The following is a 19,319-nucleotide window of genomic DNA, read 5'->3' on the forward strand; positions in this document are numbered from 1 at the left end:
TGGCAACAATCGATTGCAGAAGACGGTGGTTCCTAGTCAGACCGTTATTTATGGTGATGTGCGGAAGGATGGGGCTCCGACAGTCAGAGTTCAGGACCTTGTTACTGAACATCAATATGATGCCAATGGAAATGTGGTGTGTGAGATTGACCCTCGGGGTAATCGGACTCTTCGTTGGTATGACCTTGCCGGGCGCAAGCTGCTGGAGGTGGATGCCGCAGGCTATGCGGCGGCTTGGAGCTACAACGCCGCGGGCAAGCCGGTAAGAGAGGTGCGCTACGCAACTGCCGTGACGGTGCCGGTCGATGGCATGGCGCTGGATGAGGCGCGTGGCCTGCTTAAGCCTGGTGCTCAGGATCGTATCAGCGAGTTTGATTATGACCGCATGGGAAGGCTGCTGGAGGAGCGTCGGCTGAATGTCGACTATTACGAGCAGGCAAGCCTGGAGGCTTCGAAAAAGCCAGAAGAAGACGCTATTGCGCAAACCCGTCAGACCGGCGTCGTGCGTACCCTGTATCGCTACAACTCGTTAGGGCTGCTGACGCAGAAAACCGACGCCAAGGGTGCTGTCACTGACATTCGCTACGATGCGCTGGGCCGCGAAGTCCACCGCGAGGATGCGGCATTTATCGATCAAACCGGGCAGAACGTACGGCCGATCACAGATACCAGCTACAACGATTTGAGTCTGGCGACCAAGGTCGTCAAGATCGGCGTGGACGGCGTATTCAGCGAAACCCATTACAAGCTGGGTGGTCGTGCCGATTGGATGCGCGATGCCGAGGGCAATATCACGTTCTACGACTACGATGCGGTTGGCAATGTGACGCGCACCCGCCGGGAGCGCAAGGAGGCTGCTGGAGGCCAGGATGTCACGCTGTATGCCTACAACGCGGCTAAGTTGCAGACTGCCAAGCAGGATGTCGCGACCGGGGTATGGCAGGAGGTGAGCTACAACGCTTGGGGGCAAATTACGGGGAAGCGGACCAGTATCAATCGTCAAGGAGACTGGCAGGAGTTCAGCGAATACGACACTGCTGGCAGGCTGATTCGTGGCAACGCTGGTGGTGTAACCAAACTGTATGGCTACGATGCTAATGGTAATTCTACACTGACGGTTGTGTCAGGGCGAAGTCAAGGTGACGAGTTACGGGCTCTGACATTGGAACAAGTGCTATATAAATTATCCCAAGTCAATGGCTCTAGCTTTCAAGATGATTTGGAGGCGTTTCGTTTGTCAGTGAGTGACTACGATGCTCGAAATCTACATGTGGCAACACGTCAGCCCAAAATAGTGAATAAGCATCAAGATTCAGTTGTACAGGTAGAGGCTTGGACTACCGCAGAGCAGCAAACTGGGCGTGGAGATGTGGTAACAACAGATGGGGCATTTTTTAGGGATACTGTCCCTATCGTTAGCCCGATGGGAAAAGCTGATATTGCAATTGTTGGTGATGGTCTAATTACAAGTCAAATCCTATTTAATGGATTTCATGATTACTTGTTGGATGCTAGGTTTGGTAGGGGTGAGTTTGGTCGTGCATTTAAGGCTGCTATGACGTTTAATTTCCCTGAGAATGTGTTAATGCTTGGGGATGGGCGATATAAGTTTGAGATTGTTTCAATCGTCCGCCCTATGCCGAAAGAAAGGTTTGTTGAGACAAAGTACGGATATTCAGGTGGTAGTGTAAATGTTGATGTTAATTTGCCTCTTATTAATTTCGAGCAGCGTAATTATAAGTTTGAGGTGAGTATATATAAGGAAGTTCAAGGTCAGGAGGTGTTTTTAGGGAAGGTAGAAAAATCATTTAATGGAATGGATGTCATTGGGCGTTATCTGCCTGAGCCTCTTTCGTTTCCAAAGCTGTCGATAGCTCGGTCTGAAATTAATTTTAAGAACCAGATTGGTGTGTCTAAAATAATTTTCCTCACTCGGCGTGTGCCTTCTGAATCAGGGTGGGTGGTGCAATCAATACCAAATATGAAAATTAATGGGCATGAACAATCATCTTGGTTTTCTTTTGATTGGTCAAAGATGGAGAGAGGTAAGTATGAGTTTTGTTATTTGTCATTGGATAGTCAGGGTAAATTATTAAATGCTCGTCAGGGTGAGATGAACCTTGATGATAAAAGCCCTAACATTTCACAAAATAATTTGCCAATGAATAGTGCCTTTATGACTGTGGGGGCAGGAGGGGAGGAGCTTGGAAGTGTGAATGTTGTTGGTATAAGTGAGCGAACAAATCGTACCCTTATCCGTTTTCGAGCAAATGGAGGAGCATGGGGGGGGTGGGTAGAGCGTGGAGGGGTGTCTAGTGATTATTCTGGAGCATGGTTCCAGTTTAATCTCGCAGATTATGGACTAAAAGCGGGTATAAGTTATGAGTATGACTTGGAGTATTTTAGTGGTCAGCAGTCACTTGGCCGTTTGATCGGTAGTTTGCAACCGGGTAATCCAAATTCTGTAACAGCCCCTGTCCGCTGGCATGAGCAGCCACAGATTGTTCATATTAAAAATCAATTGCCGGAAGCGGTGCATGGTGTCGTGCGTTTTCGTCCGGTAGGTAGTCAGTTAGATTTTAAAGAAGTTGTTCTGGTTAAAAGTGAGGGGCGGGAGTTTAACTGGGATTGTGTGGAGCTCGCTCGTGGTTTGTTATTGCCTGCTCTTTATGAATTTGAATATCAGTTATTTGATGTGGTAGGTCGTATGGTTAACCGTGCTCAAGGTTCTATTGCTTTGGGTGGTGGTGCAGTGACTCTGGATAAAGGAAGTGTTGTTGGCTTAGCCTTGCCTATGTATGTCGCCTTTTATCCAGAGCAAGCAGCGGCAAATCAAATGGAGTTGCAATACCGAGAGAAAAGTGGTGGGGCTTGGCAGGAGGTTAAATTAAACAGAAAGGAAAATGGGCCGTTTGCATTAAATGTTGATGCTCTTGTCGCTGGTGATTATGAATACCGCTATCAGTTGAAAGACATCAATGGGGTCTATCTTCAAGATAGTGATGGCAGCACCTTGTTAGTAAATGGGTTTATGCGACGAGGTGTAAATGGAGAAGAGGTTTCTACTGGGCGTTTGCGATGGGTGTTGCTAGGAGTGACCAACCGTGAGGCCACCATCACGCGCCGCCAAACCTACAATGCTTTCGGCGAAGTGATTAGCGAAACCGATGGCGCCGGCAACACTATCCGCTCTGAATACAATACGGCCGGCAAGCTGGTCGCCAAGCGCGAAGCTGCGCTCAAGTTGCGCGACGACAACGGCGATGTGCTGAAGAATATCGACGGCAGCGACAAACTGGCCGACGAAGCGGTCACGCGTTACGGCTATGACGCGGCGGGAAATCTGGTGTCCAGCATAGACGCCAATGGGCATGAAAATCGCCAGCGTTGGCTGGCAGGCAGCCAGGAGGGGCAGGGCAAGGTGCTGCGTGAACGCCATGCAGATGGCAGCAGCAAGGAAATGGCTTACGACAGCCTGGGCAATCTGCGCATCGTTACAGTCAATGGCCAGCGCCAACAAGATTATCAATACGACAAGCTCGGCCGCCTCAAACGAATGGACCGCGCTCAGCGAGCAGACGGCAGCCGTGGCTATGACGAGTACGACTATGACAGTGCGGGGCAGCGGATTGCTCACCGGACCAGCGACGGCAAGGCGGTATTCGCGGAGACGACGCGCTACGACAGCCTGGGCCGGGTGCTGGAAACCGTCAGCGCGGCGTCTCGTCATACCGCCTACAGCTATGCCTGGGATGCTCAGTTGAAGGGCGCCGGCGGCATTGTGGTGGGCGGTTGGCGAACCACCACCACCAACGCCAACACTATGACTCTGCTGGATGCGGTGGATCTGTTCGGACTCAAGAGCGAACACCGTGATCTGGGCGGGCGGGTGACTCAGTACCAGTACAACAACGCGGGTCAGTTGATTCGCCAGCAGAGCGATAAAGGCCAGAATATCCTGTACACCTACTATGGCAATGGCAATCTGCAGGGTATGGAGGATAGGGCCGCTAACCGTTTTACGCTGTATGGCTATGACGACGACGGCCGTAAAAATTATGAGGCTTACGCCAGCGGTCCGGACCGCGACCACCTGACGTTCTATCAACAGTCCGTTATGCGCTATGACGAACGTGGTCGAGTGATCGAAATCAAGGACCCGCGCTTCCTCAGCCGCTATCAGTACGACGCGGTGGGCAACCGTCTGCGTGTCTACAGCGAATATCAGGATGGCAAGGACGGCAGCAAGCAGGTTCAGGACAATTGGTACGCCTACGATGCGATGAATCGTTTCACGGTAACCCAGGGCAGCCGTGACGCCTCCGGCAATATCGTGGCGGGCAGCCGCGGCACCCGGATCGAGTACGATGGTTTCGGCCAACGAGTCAAGGCGAGTAATGGCGGTGATGGCACGGTGGAAACGTACAGTTACACTGCAGATGGCTATCTGACGGATACCCAGATCAACGGCAAGCTGGCGTACCGGCGCAGCAATGACTTGTTGGGCCGGGTGACTGATGGGGAAAGCTTTAGTTGGGACGGTCAGGCCAAGGCCCGCAAGACGCACACCGACTACGACGCGGACAACAAAATGCTGCGCCAGGTGGTGGATGGCAAAGCGACCAAGTACGGCCTGATGGCTGACGGAACCTTGAAATCCACCCAGCAAGAGGACGACACCACGGTCACTACTTACTACGAGTACGAGTGGTGGGATGAGGCCAAGCAATCCAAGATTACCGCTCAGCCGTACAACAAGGATGCGCCGGGTTGGCTGCCCGGCATCTCGCATTTGACCTATGACGTCAACGGCCACCTGAAAGAGGCTATCGACGAGCAGGGGCAGCGCAGCCTGCGTTACATCAACGATGCGCAAGGGGTGGTGATTCGGCGGGAAGAGTTGGATAAGCAGAGCGTCTACAAGCGTCAAGACTATTACTACGTTGACGGCAAGCAAGTGGGCGCGGTGGGCAATGATGGCCCAAGCCGCATGGACTTTGCGCAAGCATTGGCTCAAGGCCAACTGGGCGGCAAGAAAGACCAGTATCGTTTTGGCGTGGCGGTGAGCAGCGCCGACTTTGATCAGAACTACGAGCCGATTGCCCCCAATTACCCGGGGCAGGCCCCAAGCACGGTAACCGTGCGTGGCGGCGATACGCTGCAGAGTTTGGCTGCGGGGCTGTGGGGCGACAAGTCGCTGTGGTATTTGCTGGCCGACGCCAATGGTCTGACCGGCAGCGAGACCTTGGCTGCAGGTCAGGCGCTGCGGGTGCCGAATAAAGTCACCAATCTTCACAACAGCAGTAGTACCTACCGAGTGTATAGCCCGGGCGAGGCGATTGGGGATGTGACGCCGACGCTACCGGATCCGCCGCCGCCGCCGCAGAGTGGGGGAGGAGGAGGCTGCGGTGGTTTCGGTGCTATCTTCATCGCCGTTGTTGCGGTTGTTGCGGTGGTGATGACGGCGGGTGCTGCGGCGGTGGCGATGGGAATGGTGACTACGGCCACCGGTAGTGCATTGACTTTGGGCGCTGCTAGCCTGGCTCAGATTGCTGCCGCGGGTGCTGCGACTTTGGCTGGGGGCATCGCGGGTGGGGCCGGTCTCGCGGCTGCCGCGATAGGCGGCGCGGCTGGCTCTATCGTCAGCCAAGGCGTGGCGATGGCGATAGGAATGCAGGACCGCTTCTCCTGGGGCCAGGTGGGGCTGTCGGCGTTCTCAGCGGCCGCAACCGCCGGCCTGGCGGGGGCGTCCAACACCTCCGCTTTGTCGGCCTTTGCCGGCAAAGGGCTGGGCGAGACGGTGGCGCGGACGATGGCGGTCAACGCGATGACCCAGGGCGTGGCTATGGCCACCGGGCTGCAAAAGTCCTTTAACTGGACCTCGGTGGCTGCTAGCGGCGCGGCGGCCGGGGGCAGCGGCTGGATGGGCGACAGTCTGGGCTGGAAGAGCTCGGATCCGGTGGCCGGCGTTGGCTACGGCACGCTGCGCGGGCTGGTATCGGGCGGCATCCAGTCGCAACTGACCGGCCAACGTCCTAACTGGAGCGCAATCGCGGCGGAATCCTTCGGCAGCGCGCTGGGCGACCAGGTGGTAAGCGGCATCCAAAATCAGGATAGGGAGCGGCAACAGCAGAAGGCGGCGTTTGCCAAACAGGTACGCGACTGGGGCTTTAGCGGCCGGGCGGAAGCCCTGGAACCGGCTTGGCTCAGCCTGGATTCGATGAGCAGCGAGGCTGCTTATGGGGTGGTGGACGACGAGCCGCTGGCGCAACGGGCGACAGCGGCCAAGGCCCAAGCGCCAAGCAGGTCGCGTGCGGGTAAAGATGAAATGGTGATCTCTATTGTAGGTGGGGGTAACTATCCAGGAGAGGCTGAGTATGACCCGTCCAGAGTCCAGGCCTCTCGTACTGAATTGCAAAGTATGTTCAATCCGAAAGAATTTAGTTGGAACTATCTATTAGGCCAAATGCATGGTGTGGCGAAATTCGCTTTGAATAGCGTGGATGGTTTGGCTCGGACTACGGCGGACAGCTTGTATCAGCTGGGTGATATCGTTAGCCTTGGTATGGGGCATGATAGCTCAATTGCCCAAGGGGTGTGGGCGCGGCAGAATGCGCGGGGACAAGCCATCACTTCTTTGTTGAGTGACCCGGTCGCATCCGCGTTGGGGTTCGTCGATTCGTTGAATAGTCGTCGTCAGCAGGCCGATGTTTTGGAGAGCATGGGGCGGGATTTTGAAGCGGGCTCCATGCGTACGCAACTGGGGTTGGATGTAGGAACGATGTTTTTCGGGGGTTCTGTCCGTAAGGTGTTAGGGGCGGAGGGATTGTCTTTACCAAGTACGATAGCATCTTCTGATTTGGGGGTGCTGCTTGGCCGTGGTGGTAATAAAGATGTTTTTGCCTATAGAGAAAGCCAAGCGGTCGGCGTGTTGAGATCTGGTAAGAATCCTCAAGTCTTGGTGGAGGAGCTTAGATTGTTAACGCAACTTGATGAGCTAGGGTTACCCACCGTAAATGCTAGGGGACCTATTAATGTTGCAGGACAACCAGGGTTGGTGTTTGATCGCTTTGCACAGGGTTCGAAAGAGATTGTTAGGCTTGAAAATGGGAAAATACGTATTGTTGGAGAGTCTCCACTTTTGAATGCACAAAGTGTGGTTGATCTTCAAGGTATTAGGAGCGCCATGGAAACAAAGAAAATTCAAATCAATGACCTTCAATTTTTGATTAGTGAACGAGGTCGAGTTGTGATTGCTGATCCGCTTGCTGTTAATGTTAATACAGTGCCATCAAAAAATAATCTGCGAATGATTGACTTGCTGATTCAATCCGCCAAGCGAAATGGACCATTTAAATGAAAGCATCCATAGTGAATCCAATGCCTCCTTTGATGGCTGCTGATTACTTAAAATCATTCGTTGGTCTCCGTGCGACAAAACTTGTTCGTTATAGTTGGTGGCCTGCAGAGGAGGCAGCAGTAGAGTGCAATGTTGATAGGTCAGCTGTTTTTTCATTGACAGCTGGGCCTTTGAGTGTGCAATTTGAGAGTGGTGAGATCATGGGGGTTGCTAGTGATCCGGCTATAAATAGTGTCATTGTTTGGGATGAGAGTGCTCGATGTCATGCCTCCCTATTTTCTACTTTAGATCAGGATGAGGAGTTGTTTCCGATATCTGCTCAGGATGAGTTGTATTCGTCTGCTTTTTGGAGGGAGATTGTTGGGTCGGTTTTGATTGAGCTGACGGTGCTGAAGAAGAGAGTGATGAGTGCTAAAGAGGAAGGGGTGCCGAGTGAGTTGGGTCTGCGTTTTGTTTTTCAAAATGGAAAGAGTTTCATTGCATCCCATGGTTTGCATGATGGTTCTGATGATTTCTCTGTTCTAGAAGAAAAGAAAATTTCAATAACTGAATTGGTTGAGCTTGAAGTGTAATGAGCGTTGTGGCCTATTGCTATTGTCGCAGCCCCTCGGTCCCTTAATTTTTCACGTTGAGCGCTTCCCGTGCCACAACAGTGATCACTTCATTTCTGTGCTTGGCTTCTTTCTTAGCGTGGTTGGTGTAGCAAGTAGGGTGGGCAAGCCAAAAGGCTTGCCCACGTGTTACCTTGGCAACACTACCTTTGGGCGCGCCGTAATTTATAGGCCCAAGCCTCCCCCAAAGCCCCTCGCGGGGCTTTGGTTGTTCAAAGGCTTACGCCAATTCCTGCATCTGCATCGTGGTTTGCTGCAAGCGGTGGGTGAAAGGCTCCAGCAGGCAATACACCTGCTCGCACTCCAGCGTGTCGAGATTGGATTGGTCCAGCATCGCTGTCAGCGCGCTCAGGGCGCTGCTGACCTGGCCGAGCTCCAAGCTAAGCAGGTGGGCGTTGTGATGGAAGTGCTCGCAGTATGCGTCTAGTTGCTGCAATAGCGGGTCGATCGGTTGTAGCGAGACATTTTGCTGGCGCAAGCTTTTCAGCTGAAATAGCAGGGTGGATAGCGATGGGGTGTGGCGGGAATGGGATTGAACGGGGCTAGTCATGGCGACTCCTTGATGAGCGTTAAGCCTGCCTCATCGCTGCCAAACGGGGAGACAGGCGCGTGGCAGGGTTGGCAGACCGGCATCAAGGACCCGGCGCGTGCAGGCACGCCCCCACCACGGCCAGTCTTAGCTTAAGACTTACCCTGTGGTGTGCAACGGACGTAAAAATGCCGCGTATGGCGGTTGTCCGCCTTGATGTTCGGGCTGCCAAGCCCGGTGCTGAATCACAGCACGGCCGGATTATCACGTGCTTGCTGCGGGGAGGCAAGCGGTTTGCGCTTGGTCTTGTCCTCGCTCGCAAGAGCGTAAACAGGCTTTGAGAACGCCGTCTGGATCTGCAGGCTAGTGGCCGATGGCCTATTCGCCTTTCTATTTTTTCCTCTCATGGGCTGAAATTCATCGTATGCCCTCGGCCTCTTTCTTGTGGGGAGAAAAGCCATGGGGCGAGTCTCCCTTTTAATGCCCACTGTTGGCCAGTGAGGCGACTATCCTTTGGAAGCGTCATCAGGCCCACCCCCTGTCCCAAGCAGTGCGGCCCCTCGGCCGTGCCTGTTCCCGTCTTGCTTCTTCACGTTGTGCTTGTGTGGACAGGCGATGGCTGCCGCTACGAGTCCTTCTACCGGTGGCTGATGTCGTGGGCTGGGTACGCTTTTGGTGATGGCCTGTCTGCTCACGGCAAAGATGCCGTCGGGCAGGCACGCTATGTATCCATTGAGCGTCTTGAGCCTGCCCAAGGTCCTGGGCCTGCTGGCGGCCGCTTCCGACGGCATAGCGTTGATCAGCGAATGGAGCCTGAACCCGCCCGGCGGCGTCAGCGGCCGGCGGCGGGGGTGAGGCGCGACATAAGACTTCGCAGGGCATTTTATGAATTTATTAATTTAGATCTAAACTTTTCCCAAAATCCTCAGATAAGACTCCCTGAACGAGCGCTTCTGGGAGATCGAACATGGTTGCGATGGTGCTGGGCGGGGGGATGGGGCTGCAGAATGGCTCATTGGCGTCCTTGGGCAGGCAGGGGCAATTGGGTGAGGCCGCCTTTGGCCGCAACGGCGAGAAGGTTTACGTCAACGCGGGCAACGGCAATCTGCTGCTGCAGCAACGCGACGAGTTCCTGAAGAGCGCGGGCCTCGACCTGAGCTTGCTGCGCACCTACAACAGCCAGGGGCGGGTGGAGGGCGGCTCCGGCATCTGGCGGCTGGGGGTGGCGCGGCAGGTGACCGGCTTGCAGGGCGGGTTCAACCAGGCGGGCAGCAGCGTGCGTCGCATTGGAGAGGACGGTTCCTCCGCGCTCTATCGTTATGATGCCGGCCGTCAGGCCTATATTGGACAGGACGGCGAGGGCGCCGACGATCTGCTGCGTTACGATGCCGTTCGCCAGCAATGGACCTGGACCGATGGCGCGACCCAGCTCTCGGAAACCTACGACGCCGCGGCGGGCGGCCGCTTGCTGCTGCAGCGGGACCGCGACGGGAAGACCTTGCGGGTGATCTACAACGCGGCCGGCCAGGTGACGAGACTGGAGAGCTCGGGCGGCGAGCAGCTGGCTATCGATTACGACGCGCAAGGCAATATCACTCAACTGCGCACCTTGTGGACCGAGAACGGGGTCAGCCATACCCGCACCCGGGTGCGCTATGGCTACGACGCGCAACAGCGGCTTAGCAGCGTCAGCGTCGATCTGAGCCCGGAAGACGGCCGCATCGACGACGGCAAGGTTTACACGACCCGTTATGGCTATGACGGAGACTCCAGCCGGCTGGCCAGCCTGAGCCAGAGCGATGGCAGCCGCCTGGAGTTTGCCTACCGCCAAGTCGGCGGCGAATGGCGCGTGTCCGAGGTGCGCGACCTCGACAGCGACGGCTCGGTGCGCCGCACTCGGTTTGACTACGATGTCGGCAAGCAACAGACCACCATCACCGACGCCGCCGGCTTGCAGAGTGTCTGGCGTTATGACGCGCAGGGCCGCTTGCTGGAGGCCAGCAGCGGCGGCCAGCTCCAGCTGCGCGCGAGCTACGACGCCCAAGGGCGCGTGCTGCGCCTGACGGACGCGCGGGGTCAAGCCACCGACTATCAGTACGATGAGCGAGGCAACCGCATCCTGGAGCGCGATGCTCTGGGCCAGACCGTGCGCCGGGAGTACGACGCCGAGAATCGGCTGCTCAGCGAAACCCGCTATACCGGGCTGGACCCTGACGGCGCCGGCCCGCAAACGCCGGCTGGCGCGCAGACGGCGCGTTACGTCTATGACGCGCAGGGTCGTCTGCGTTTCCAGATCGATCCCGGCGGGGGCGTGACCGAATGGCGCTATGACGCCCTGGGCCGCCCGGTCAGCCAGCTGCGCTACCTGGAGGGCGTCGGCCAGCAGAAGACCGATCTCGCCAAGCTGACGGCCTGGGCGGCCGGCCAGCCAGCGGAGCGGGTGTCGCGCAGCGACAGCGTTTACGACCTGCGCGGCTTGTTGAGCGAAACCGTGCGCTACGCCCGTCTCGACGCCAAGGGCCAGGGCGTGCGCGACGGCGGCGAACAACGCGTCCGCTATCTGTACGATCAGCACGGCAATCTGCTGCAGCAATGGGATGGCCGCGGCGCCAGCGTGCAATACCGTTACGACGGGCTCAATCGCTTGACCCGCCAGACCGACGCGCTGGGCAACAGCACCGTCACCGTCTATCTGGACGCGAAGCGGCAAACCCAGGTGACGCTGGCCAATGGTCTGACCATGCTCAGGCAATATGACAGCGCCGGACGCTTGCTGGCTCAGACGGAACAGGACGCCGGAGGGCCGCTGGGCAGCACCCGCTATCTCTACGACGCGATGGGGCGGCTGCTGCGCAGCACCGACCCCACCGGCCAGCATCAATACCAGCTTTACGACGCGCAAGGACGCAAGCAAGCGGAGATCGACGCCACCGGCGCATTAACGGAAATCCGCTACAACGCCGCCAACCAGATCATTCGGCGCACCCGCTACGCCAACCGGATCGACCTGAGCCTGCTGGGCAAGGATCCGGCGCGCTGGTCGCTGGAGACCTTGCGTCCCCAAGCCGGCAACGACGACCGCATTGAACACCTGCTCTACGACGCCGCCGGACGGCTGGCGCGCAGCATAGACGCCAGCGGCGCGGTCATCGACACCCACTACGACGGCCGCGGCCAAATCATCGGCACCACCCGTTACGCCGCCTGGCTGGACGCCAAACAACAACAAGCGCTGCAAGCCCACGAAGGCGAACTGAGCCTCGACAACGCCAACGCCTGCGTTGCCGCCAACGGACAAGACCGCGCGGAACGCCGGCTATACGACGCGGCCGGCCGGTTGCAAGCCGAACTGGATGGCGAAGGCTATCTGACCGAGCACCGCTACAACAGCGCCGGTCAACGCCTCGCCAGCATCCGCTACGCCACGGCGGCCCCGGCCAGCGCGCGCGCCCGCGGCGGCCTGGACGCTCTCCGGCCCCAGCCTGGCGCTCAAGACCAGACCGTTTCCTACTATTACGACGGTCACGGTCAGCAAACGGGCGAGGTCGACGCCGAAGGCTACCTCAATGAAACCCGCTACGATGCCGCCGGCCGCGTGCAGCAACACATCCGCTACGCCAACCGCGCTAAAGCCGGCGACACCCTGGCCGTGCGCCGGCCCGCCGTCAACGCCAACGACCAAGGCCTGCTGTACGAGTACGATGCCGCCGGCCGGCTCACCCAGCAGCTGCGGCAGCCCGACGGTTTCACCACCCGCTACCAGTACGACAGCCAGGGCCGGCTGACCCAGACCGTCCGCCAGGCCGGCGACGATAGCCGCAGCCAACTGCAACGTTACGACAAGCAGGGCCGGCTGATCGCCGAACTGGCCGGCGAAGGCGTCCAGGCGCTGGCCGCGCTGGGCGGCGCCCCCAGCCAGGCCCGGGTCGACGCCGTGTGGAGCCGCTGGGGCAGCCGCCACTACTACGACGCCGCCGGCCGTCGCACCGCCACCCTGAGTCCCAACGGCGTTGACGGTCAGGGCGAGCGCACCCTCTACTTCTATAACGCCGCCGGCCTCCAGACGCATACCGTCAACGCGCTGGGCGAAGTCAGCGACACCCGCTACGACGCTTTCGGCCAAATCGTGGGACAGCTGAGTTATGACCGTCGGCTCAGCGCGGCGCAGCTGAGCGGCCTGAGCGGCGGGCTGCAAAGCCAGATCGCCCCGCTGCTGCTTGAGCTGGCGCAAGCCGGTTTCAGCCGTCAAAGCTACCAATACGGCCGGCGCGGCGCGCTGTTCAGCCAGACCGACGCCTTGGGGCGAGAAACGGACCGCTGGACTTACAACGCCTTTGGCGAGCGTCAGGACCACACGCGCCTGGACGGCGGCCGCCAGCAGCTGCTGTACGACCGGCGCGGCCTCGTCGTCCAGCGACAAGACGATGTCGACAGCCTGAAACTGCAGCGGCAAACCCGCTACGACGTCTTTGGCCGGGCATGGGAGCAAACCGATCCGCGAGGCCGGATTCAGCGCCGCGAATACGATAGGCTGGGCCGGCAAATCGTCAGCCAGAACGCATCGGGCGCGCGGCAACAAACGGTTTACGACGCCTTTGGCCGTGTGCTGGAACACACCGATGCCCTGGGCTACGTCACACGCAGCCGCTACGACGACAAGACCGGCCGGCTGACCGTGACCGACGCCAACGGCATCGCCACCGTCACTGAGCGCAACGGACACGGCGATGTCGTCACCGTGATAGACGGGCGCGGCCATGCGACCCGCTATCAATATGATCGCGATGGCCGGCGCATCGGCCAAAACAAACCGCTGGGCTACAGCGAACAATGGCAATACAACAGCGCCGGACGCTTGATGGAAAGCCGGGACGCCAACGGCGCCCGCACCGTCTACGTCTACGACGCCGTGGGCCGAGTCTTGCAGCGCACGATCGATCCGACCGGCCTCAAGCTGAGCTCCCGCACCGAATACGATGCCCACGGACGGGTGCTGCGGCAGATCGACGCCAACGGCGGCGTGACCGAAACCCGTTACGACGCCAACGGCCGGGTCATGGAAACCGTGCGCGACGCCACCGGCCTCAAACTGGCCACCGCCTACCGCTACGACGGCCAGGGGCGCACCGTCAGCGTGACGGAGGCGGCCGGCACCAAGCAGGCCAGAACCACCGAATACCGATACGACCGGCAAGGCCGGCGCTTGAGCGAGATCCTGGACCCGGGCGGGGCGAAGCTGACGACGCGTTACGGCTACGACGGCAACGGCAATGTGACGAGCCAGACCGATGCCGGCGGCAATGTGACGCGCTATGTGTACGACGCCAACAACCGGCAGGTGTACAGCATCGACGCGCTGGGCTACGTCGTCGAGACCGCTTACGACGCGGCAGGGCAGATACTGCGCACAACGCGTTACGCCCAGGCGCTCAAGCCCAGCCTGCTCGCCTCCCCTGACGCGCTGGCCGATCCCGCCCCGCATCTGACGGCCTCCGCGGCGGACCAGACCGAACGGCGGGTATACGACAAAGCCGGCAGGCTGCTGCAGCGGATAGACCCTCAAGGCTATCTGACCCAATACAGTTACGACAAAGGCGGCAATCTGGCCTGGGTCTCGCGCTTCGCCAATGCGGTGCAAGGGACGTTCATCGACGGCCAACTCGTCGCCCGCCTGGACAGCCTCCCGGATAGCGGCGCGCCGGCCGGTGCCTATCTCTTGACGGGCGGCGCGGACCGGGGAGAGTTTCAGCTGTACGACGCGCTGGGGCGGTTGCAGCTGAGCCGGGACGCGCGTGGCTACGCCACCGAATACCAGTACGACGCGGCCGGCCTGCTGCAGCAGCGGACCCAATACGCCAACCCGGTGCAAAAGAAGACCAGCACCAATCAGATGCCGGCGCGGATCGACCGCATTGAACAGGCGCCCGCGGATGGCAGCAGCTACATTCTGCGCTCCGCCGCGGACCGCAAGGAATTCTTCGCCTACGACACCGCCGGCCGCGCCGTATTCAGCGTGGACGCGGAAGGCTACGCCACCCGCCGCAGCTACGATGGGCTGGGCAATGTCGTGGAGACGCGCCGGCACGCCAACAAGAGCATTGCCAACCTGGGCTGGATGCAGGTCAACCAGACCTTGTACGCCTACTTGTTCGGCAGGGCGGCCGACTCGCCGAGCCTCCTGCACGACCAGGCCGCCGCCGACCCGGCGGCACGGGCCGACGCCTTGATGGCGAGCGCCGAATTCGAAAAGAAAGTGGGCAAGCTCGACCCTCTCAAGCTCGCCGCCTGGATCTACCAGACGGTTTACAACCGAGCCGGCACCGCGCAAGAACTGGAGGCCGCCATCGCGCGGCTGAACGGCGGCGAAAGCCGCGGCAGCGTTTTTTGGAGCCTGCTGCAACAAGCGGACATACAGCAAGTGGCGCCGTCCGCCGACATCGGCCGGGCGTTGAATGATTGGCGAGTGCTGGCGGAGGGCACCAGCTACCGCCGCAACGACCAAGTGAGCCGACAGCAATTCGATGCGGCCGGGCGGTTGACGCATAGCGTGGACGCCGCGGGCTATGTCACCGCCTATCGCTACGATGCGGCGGGTCAGAGGGTTGAAACGCGGCGCTACGCCCAACGCCTCTGGCCGGAACCGGACGCCCAGAACAGCGCCGAGGCCAACGCCGAGTGGGTGGACTACAACAAGCGCCTGTACGCCTATGTCTTGGGGCGCGCGCCGGCGAACCTGGAAGAGCTCAATGCCCGAGCGGCGAATCAGAGCGAGCGAGCGCAGGCGCTGCTCAGCAGCCCCGAGTTCGAAACACGACACGGCAAGCTGGATGACGCCGCCTTCATCGACTGGGCGTTTCGGCGGATAGGGAGGGGCGCGCCGAACAATAGCGATAAAGATAAGTGGTTGGCCAATTTGGGGCCAAAGGGCATGAGCCGAGGGGCATTGATCCTCGATCTGCTGAACTGGCGCAGCGGGCGCCTGGAACTCAAATATCCAGCCGCTTTGGAAATACGTCAGGCGCAGAACGACTGGCGCGTGCTGGCGCAAATCAAAACCAGCGCGCAAGACCAAGTCGTACGGACCGCCTATGACGCCGCCGGCCGCCTGATCAGCGAAACCCGCGGCGACGGCAACAAGCTGGCCGCCGCCACCCGCTATCAACTGGACGCCCAAGGCAAGCGCGTCGTCGAAACCGACGCCAATGGCCGCACCACCCGCCGCGACTACGACCTGCTCGGCCGACTGATTCGCGAAACCGACGCGCTGGGCGGCGTCACCGTCACCGAGTACGACGCCTTCGGCAACGCCGTCAAGATCACCGACCCGCGCGGCTACAGCGGCTACAACTATTACGACGCGCTGGGCCGGCAGGTGCTGCACATCGATCCCGAAGGCGGCGCCACCACGACCGAGTACGATGCGTTCGGCGACGTGCTGCGCATCAGCCGTCATGCCAAGCGGGTCAATGTGTCCACGCTCAAGACCACAAGTCGGCCGACGATACCGGCCGACCCCGCTCGAGACGCCGTCACCACCATTCTCCGCGACAAGCTGGGCCGTCAGGTGGCGATCACCGACGCCGAGGGCGGCGTCGAGAAGATGACGTACGACGGCCTGGGCAACAAGACCGTCTACACCAACCCACTGGGCGGCGCTTATCGCTATGTCTACGACGCGCAAGGCCGGGTGCTCAAAGAGACCAGTCCGCTGGGCAGCGTCAAACGCTTCGAATACGACGGCTTCGGCAACCGCACCCTGCAAGTGGAAGCCGAGGGCAAGCCGGAACAACGCACCACCCGCTACCAATACGACGGCAACAACCGGCTGACCCGCCAGACCGGCGACGCGGTGCCGATCTACACCCTGGACGGCGGCGAAGCCACGGTCAGCCCCAGCCAAAGCTGGCGCTACGACGCCGCTGGCCGGCAGATCGAATTCACCGACGCCAACGGCAAGGTCACCCGCAGCCGCTACGACGCGCTGGACCGTAAAACGGCGGAACGCAACGGCGACGGCGTGCTCAGCGAGTGGAGCTACGACGCGGCGGGCAACCTCCTCGTCCAGCGCGTCTACGCCAGCCCGGTGGGCCTGCCGGCCGACGGCGGAGTGCCGGCGCCGGCGAATGCCGACGTCCGCGAAACCCGCTACGTCTACGACGGCAACAACCGCCTGATCGAAACCCGGCTGCCGGCGCAAACCGTGGGCCAGCGCGACGCCGCCAGCGGCCAGTACACCGTGGCGACCCAAGACCTGATCAGCCGCCAGCGCTACGACGCCAACGGCAACCTGATCGAAACCACCGACGCCCGCGGTGGCCGCAGCCTTCACTACTACGACCGCGCCGGACGCAAACTGCTGAGCGTCGACGCCGCCGGCTACGCCACCGCCTGGGACTACGACGCCGCCGGCCGGGCGATTCGCGAAACCCGCTACGCCAGCGCCCTGAGCGGCGCTTACGACAGCGCCACCCCGTTGGACACGCTACGCCAGCAACTCAAACCCCAGGCCGACGACCGGGTACGCGAAACCGACTACGACCGGATGGGGCGGATCAGCGTCGAACGCACCCTCAAACTCCAGGTGGCCAGCGCCGACGGCAAAAGCCAGCGTACTGTCACCGCCAGCACCCGCTACCGGTACAACGCGCTGGGCAAAGTGACCCAAAAAACCGACGCCGCCGGCCAGGTCACCGACTGGCGCTACGACACGCAGGGCCGGGAAACCCGGCGCCAGGACGCGGCCTACACCGACTACGAAGGCCGCAGCGTGCGGCCGACCAGCGACAGCGAATACAACGGCCTGGACCAACTCAGCCGCCAGATCCGCCGCGGCCTGGACGAGGCCAGCGAAGCCGACGACCAGATCGTGCGCTACCAATACGGGATCGGCGGCCGGCTGCTGAGCCAGCGCGACGCGATGGGCCACGTCATCCGTTACGACTACGACGCCGCCGGCCAGCTGAGCCGCAGCCAGCGGGCGCGACGCCAAGCCGACGGCAGCGAAGTGAACGACGTGACCGGCTACCGCTACGACGCGGCCGGCCGCCAGACCGAAAGACGCGACCAGGCGACCGGCATGCGCTTCGAAACCCGCTACAACGCCTACGGCGAGATTGCCGGCAAACGCACCAGCGCCAACGGCAAAGGGGCATGGCAGGAGTTCGCCGACTACGACGGCGCCGGCCGGGTGTTTCGCAATAACAGTAACGGCGTGACGCGCGCCTATTTGTACGACGCCAACGGCAACGCCACATTGCAGATCGAATCGGACAGCGTGGACCTAAGGCAAATGAGCCGGGATCAGATCCTGGCGGCGATCAACCGGGGGGACAGCGGCTTGCGGCTGATGGTGAGCGAGTACGACGGCCGCAACCAGCGGGTGGCGACCTACCAGCCGAAGATGGTCAATGCGCGTGATCAGGCGCAGGTACGCGCGGAGGCGTGGATCAGCGTGCAGCCGCAGGAGGGGAGCGGCGGGGTGGTGAGCGCGGGAGCGGCGAAGAGGCAGGAAGGAGTGGTGGGGAAGAATCCGCTGGTGGGAGGCGCTGTAGCCTCAACTAAAAAATACCCTGTTACGGTAGTAAAAACAATCGAGCCTTTGTTTAGTCTCTCTCCTCAAAAAAATGTAAGGTTTGATATTAATGTTGGTTCTTCATTTCCTGAGCTAGGCTCTGGACGTTTGAGAATTAGTATTAAGCAGGAAATTGTAAGAGTAATACAAAATAAACAAGGGGAGATTACTAGCTCTACGACTGAGTCATATCAGCAAAGAGATTTTTTTGTTGGTGGAGGTGGTTATTCAATATCAGTAGTTCCTCAGTATGTTTTGAGTGGAAATGCGTTCAATAAAAGTATGCTTGGTGCCGATGAAGTCACCATTTATAAGGAGACTCCTTATGGTGAGGTATTAGTGTATCGTGAGCTTAAACCACCTGAAGGGGAGTATCATCAAACGATAGAAGGCAATTCTGGAGTAAGGGTTGGAACGGGAAGGACTATCCCCATGCCTACATTATATTTACAAGGCCAACCCACCGACACCACCCAGATGTTGCTCTATACTCGCCCGGCGGGCAGCAATGCCGGTTGGCAGTATGTATCCGTGCCGCAATTGAAGGTCAACGGCAATGCGGTGCCCGGCCAGTTCGCCCTCGACTGGTCCGGCATGGCGCGCGGTCATTACGAGTTCCGCTATGTCGCGATGGATGCCGCCGGCAAGGTGCTCAACACCCGCCAGGGCACGATGAACCTCAGCGACAGCGCGCCGACGATCACCCAAAGCGGCGCCGCCGTCGACAGCGCCTTGATGTATAGCAACAACTGGATCGTGCTGACCAATCTGGGCAATACGCCCGCCACCGGGCGCGTGCGTTTCCGTCAGCCGGGCGGCGCATGGGGCAGCGCCTACACCACGCTGGAGACCAGCATCCAAGGCTGGTTCCAGTTCAACCCCGCTCAGTACGGCTTGGCCGCCGGCCAGACCTGGGAGTACGAACTGGAGCGTCTCGACGCCAAAGGCCAGTCGCTGGGCGCTGTGGTGGGGTCCTTCCGCCCGGGCGAGGCCAACAGCCTCAGCCAACCGGTCGCCTGGCGCGACCAGCCGCAGATCGTCCACATCGGCGGCAATCAGCCGGCGGCGGCCACTCGTGGCCTGATCCGCTATCGCACCGCTGGCGGCGCCTGGGCCGAAGCGCCGCTGAGCCGCGCCGCCAACGGCGAATGGGACTGGGACAGCAGCGTGCAGGCCAAGGGCCTGAGCGCGCCGACGGTGTATGAGTTCGAATATCAACTGTTCGACGCCAAGGGCCTGATGCTCAAT

4 protein-coding genes and 1 pseudogene are annotated in these 19,319 nt (G+C 59.9%); 4 read left to right on the forward strand and 1 reads right to left on the reverse strand.

Features of this window, described 5'->3' with window-relative positions:
• The first annotated feature begins 13 nt into the window (after positions 1-13).
• A complete protein-coding gene (locus JW897_RS23905; RefSeq protein WP_205467904.1) occupies positions 14-7,360 on the forward strand; it encodes a LysM peptidoglycan-binding domain-containing protein in 7,347 nt (2,448 codons plus the stop codon).
• Positions 7,357-7,932 carry a hypothetical protein gene (locus JW897_RS23910; protein ID WP_205467905.1) on the forward strand — a complete coding sequence of 192 codons (576 nt, stop codon included), beginning with the start codon at positions 7,357-7,359 and terminating at the stop codon, positions 7,930-7,932. The genes JW897_RS23905 and JW897_RS23910 overlap by 4 nt, the downstream gene beginning before the upstream one ends.
• A gap of 259 nt (positions 7,933-8,191) precedes the next feature.
• Here JW897_RS23910 and JW897_RS23915 read toward each other — a convergent pair whose 3' ends face one another.
• Positions 8,192-8,521, reverse strand: coding sequence for a hypothetical protein (locus tag JW897_RS23915; protein WP_205467906.1), 330 nt, complete (start codon positions 8,519-8,521; stop codon positions 8,192-8,194).
• A gap of 702 nt (positions 8,522-9,223) precedes the next feature.
• On the opposite strand from JW897_RS23915, the gene JW897_RS24580 reads away from it, so the two are divergent.
• Together JW897_RS24580 and JW897_RS23920 are read left to right on the forward strand one after the other, a co-directional pair.
• On the forward strand, positions 9,224-9,355 hold the full coding sequence (locus JW897_RS24580) for a hypothetical protein (RefSeq protein ID WP_275899901.1): 132 nt from the start codon (positions 9,224-9,226) through the stop codon (positions 9,353-9,355).
• Between the two features lie 112 nt (positions 9,356-9,467).
• A pseudogene (locus JW897_RS23920) lies at positions 9,468-19,319 on the forward strand (hypothetical protein); the annotation flags it as partial.

The sequence above is a fragment of the Chromobacterium alkanivorans genome (assembly GCF_016937655.1).
GTDB classification, from domain to species: Bacteria; Pseudomonadota; Gammaproteobacteria; order Burkholderiales; family Chromobacteriaceae; genus Chromobacterium; species Chromobacterium alkanivorans.

Coding starts and splice junctions, on each gene's coding strand:
- JW897_RS23915 (WP_205467906.1), bottom strand. CDS start 8,521: ATGACTAGCCCCGTTCAATCCCATTCCCGCCACACCCCATCGCTATCC.
- JW897_RS24580 (WP_275899901.1), top strand. CDS start 9,224: ATGTATCCATTGAGCGTCTTGAGCCTGCCCAAGGTCCTGGGCCTGCTG.
- JW897_RS23910 (WP_205467905.1), top strand. CDS start 7,357: ATGAAAGCATCCATAGTGAATCCAATGCCTCCTTTGATGGCTGCTGAT.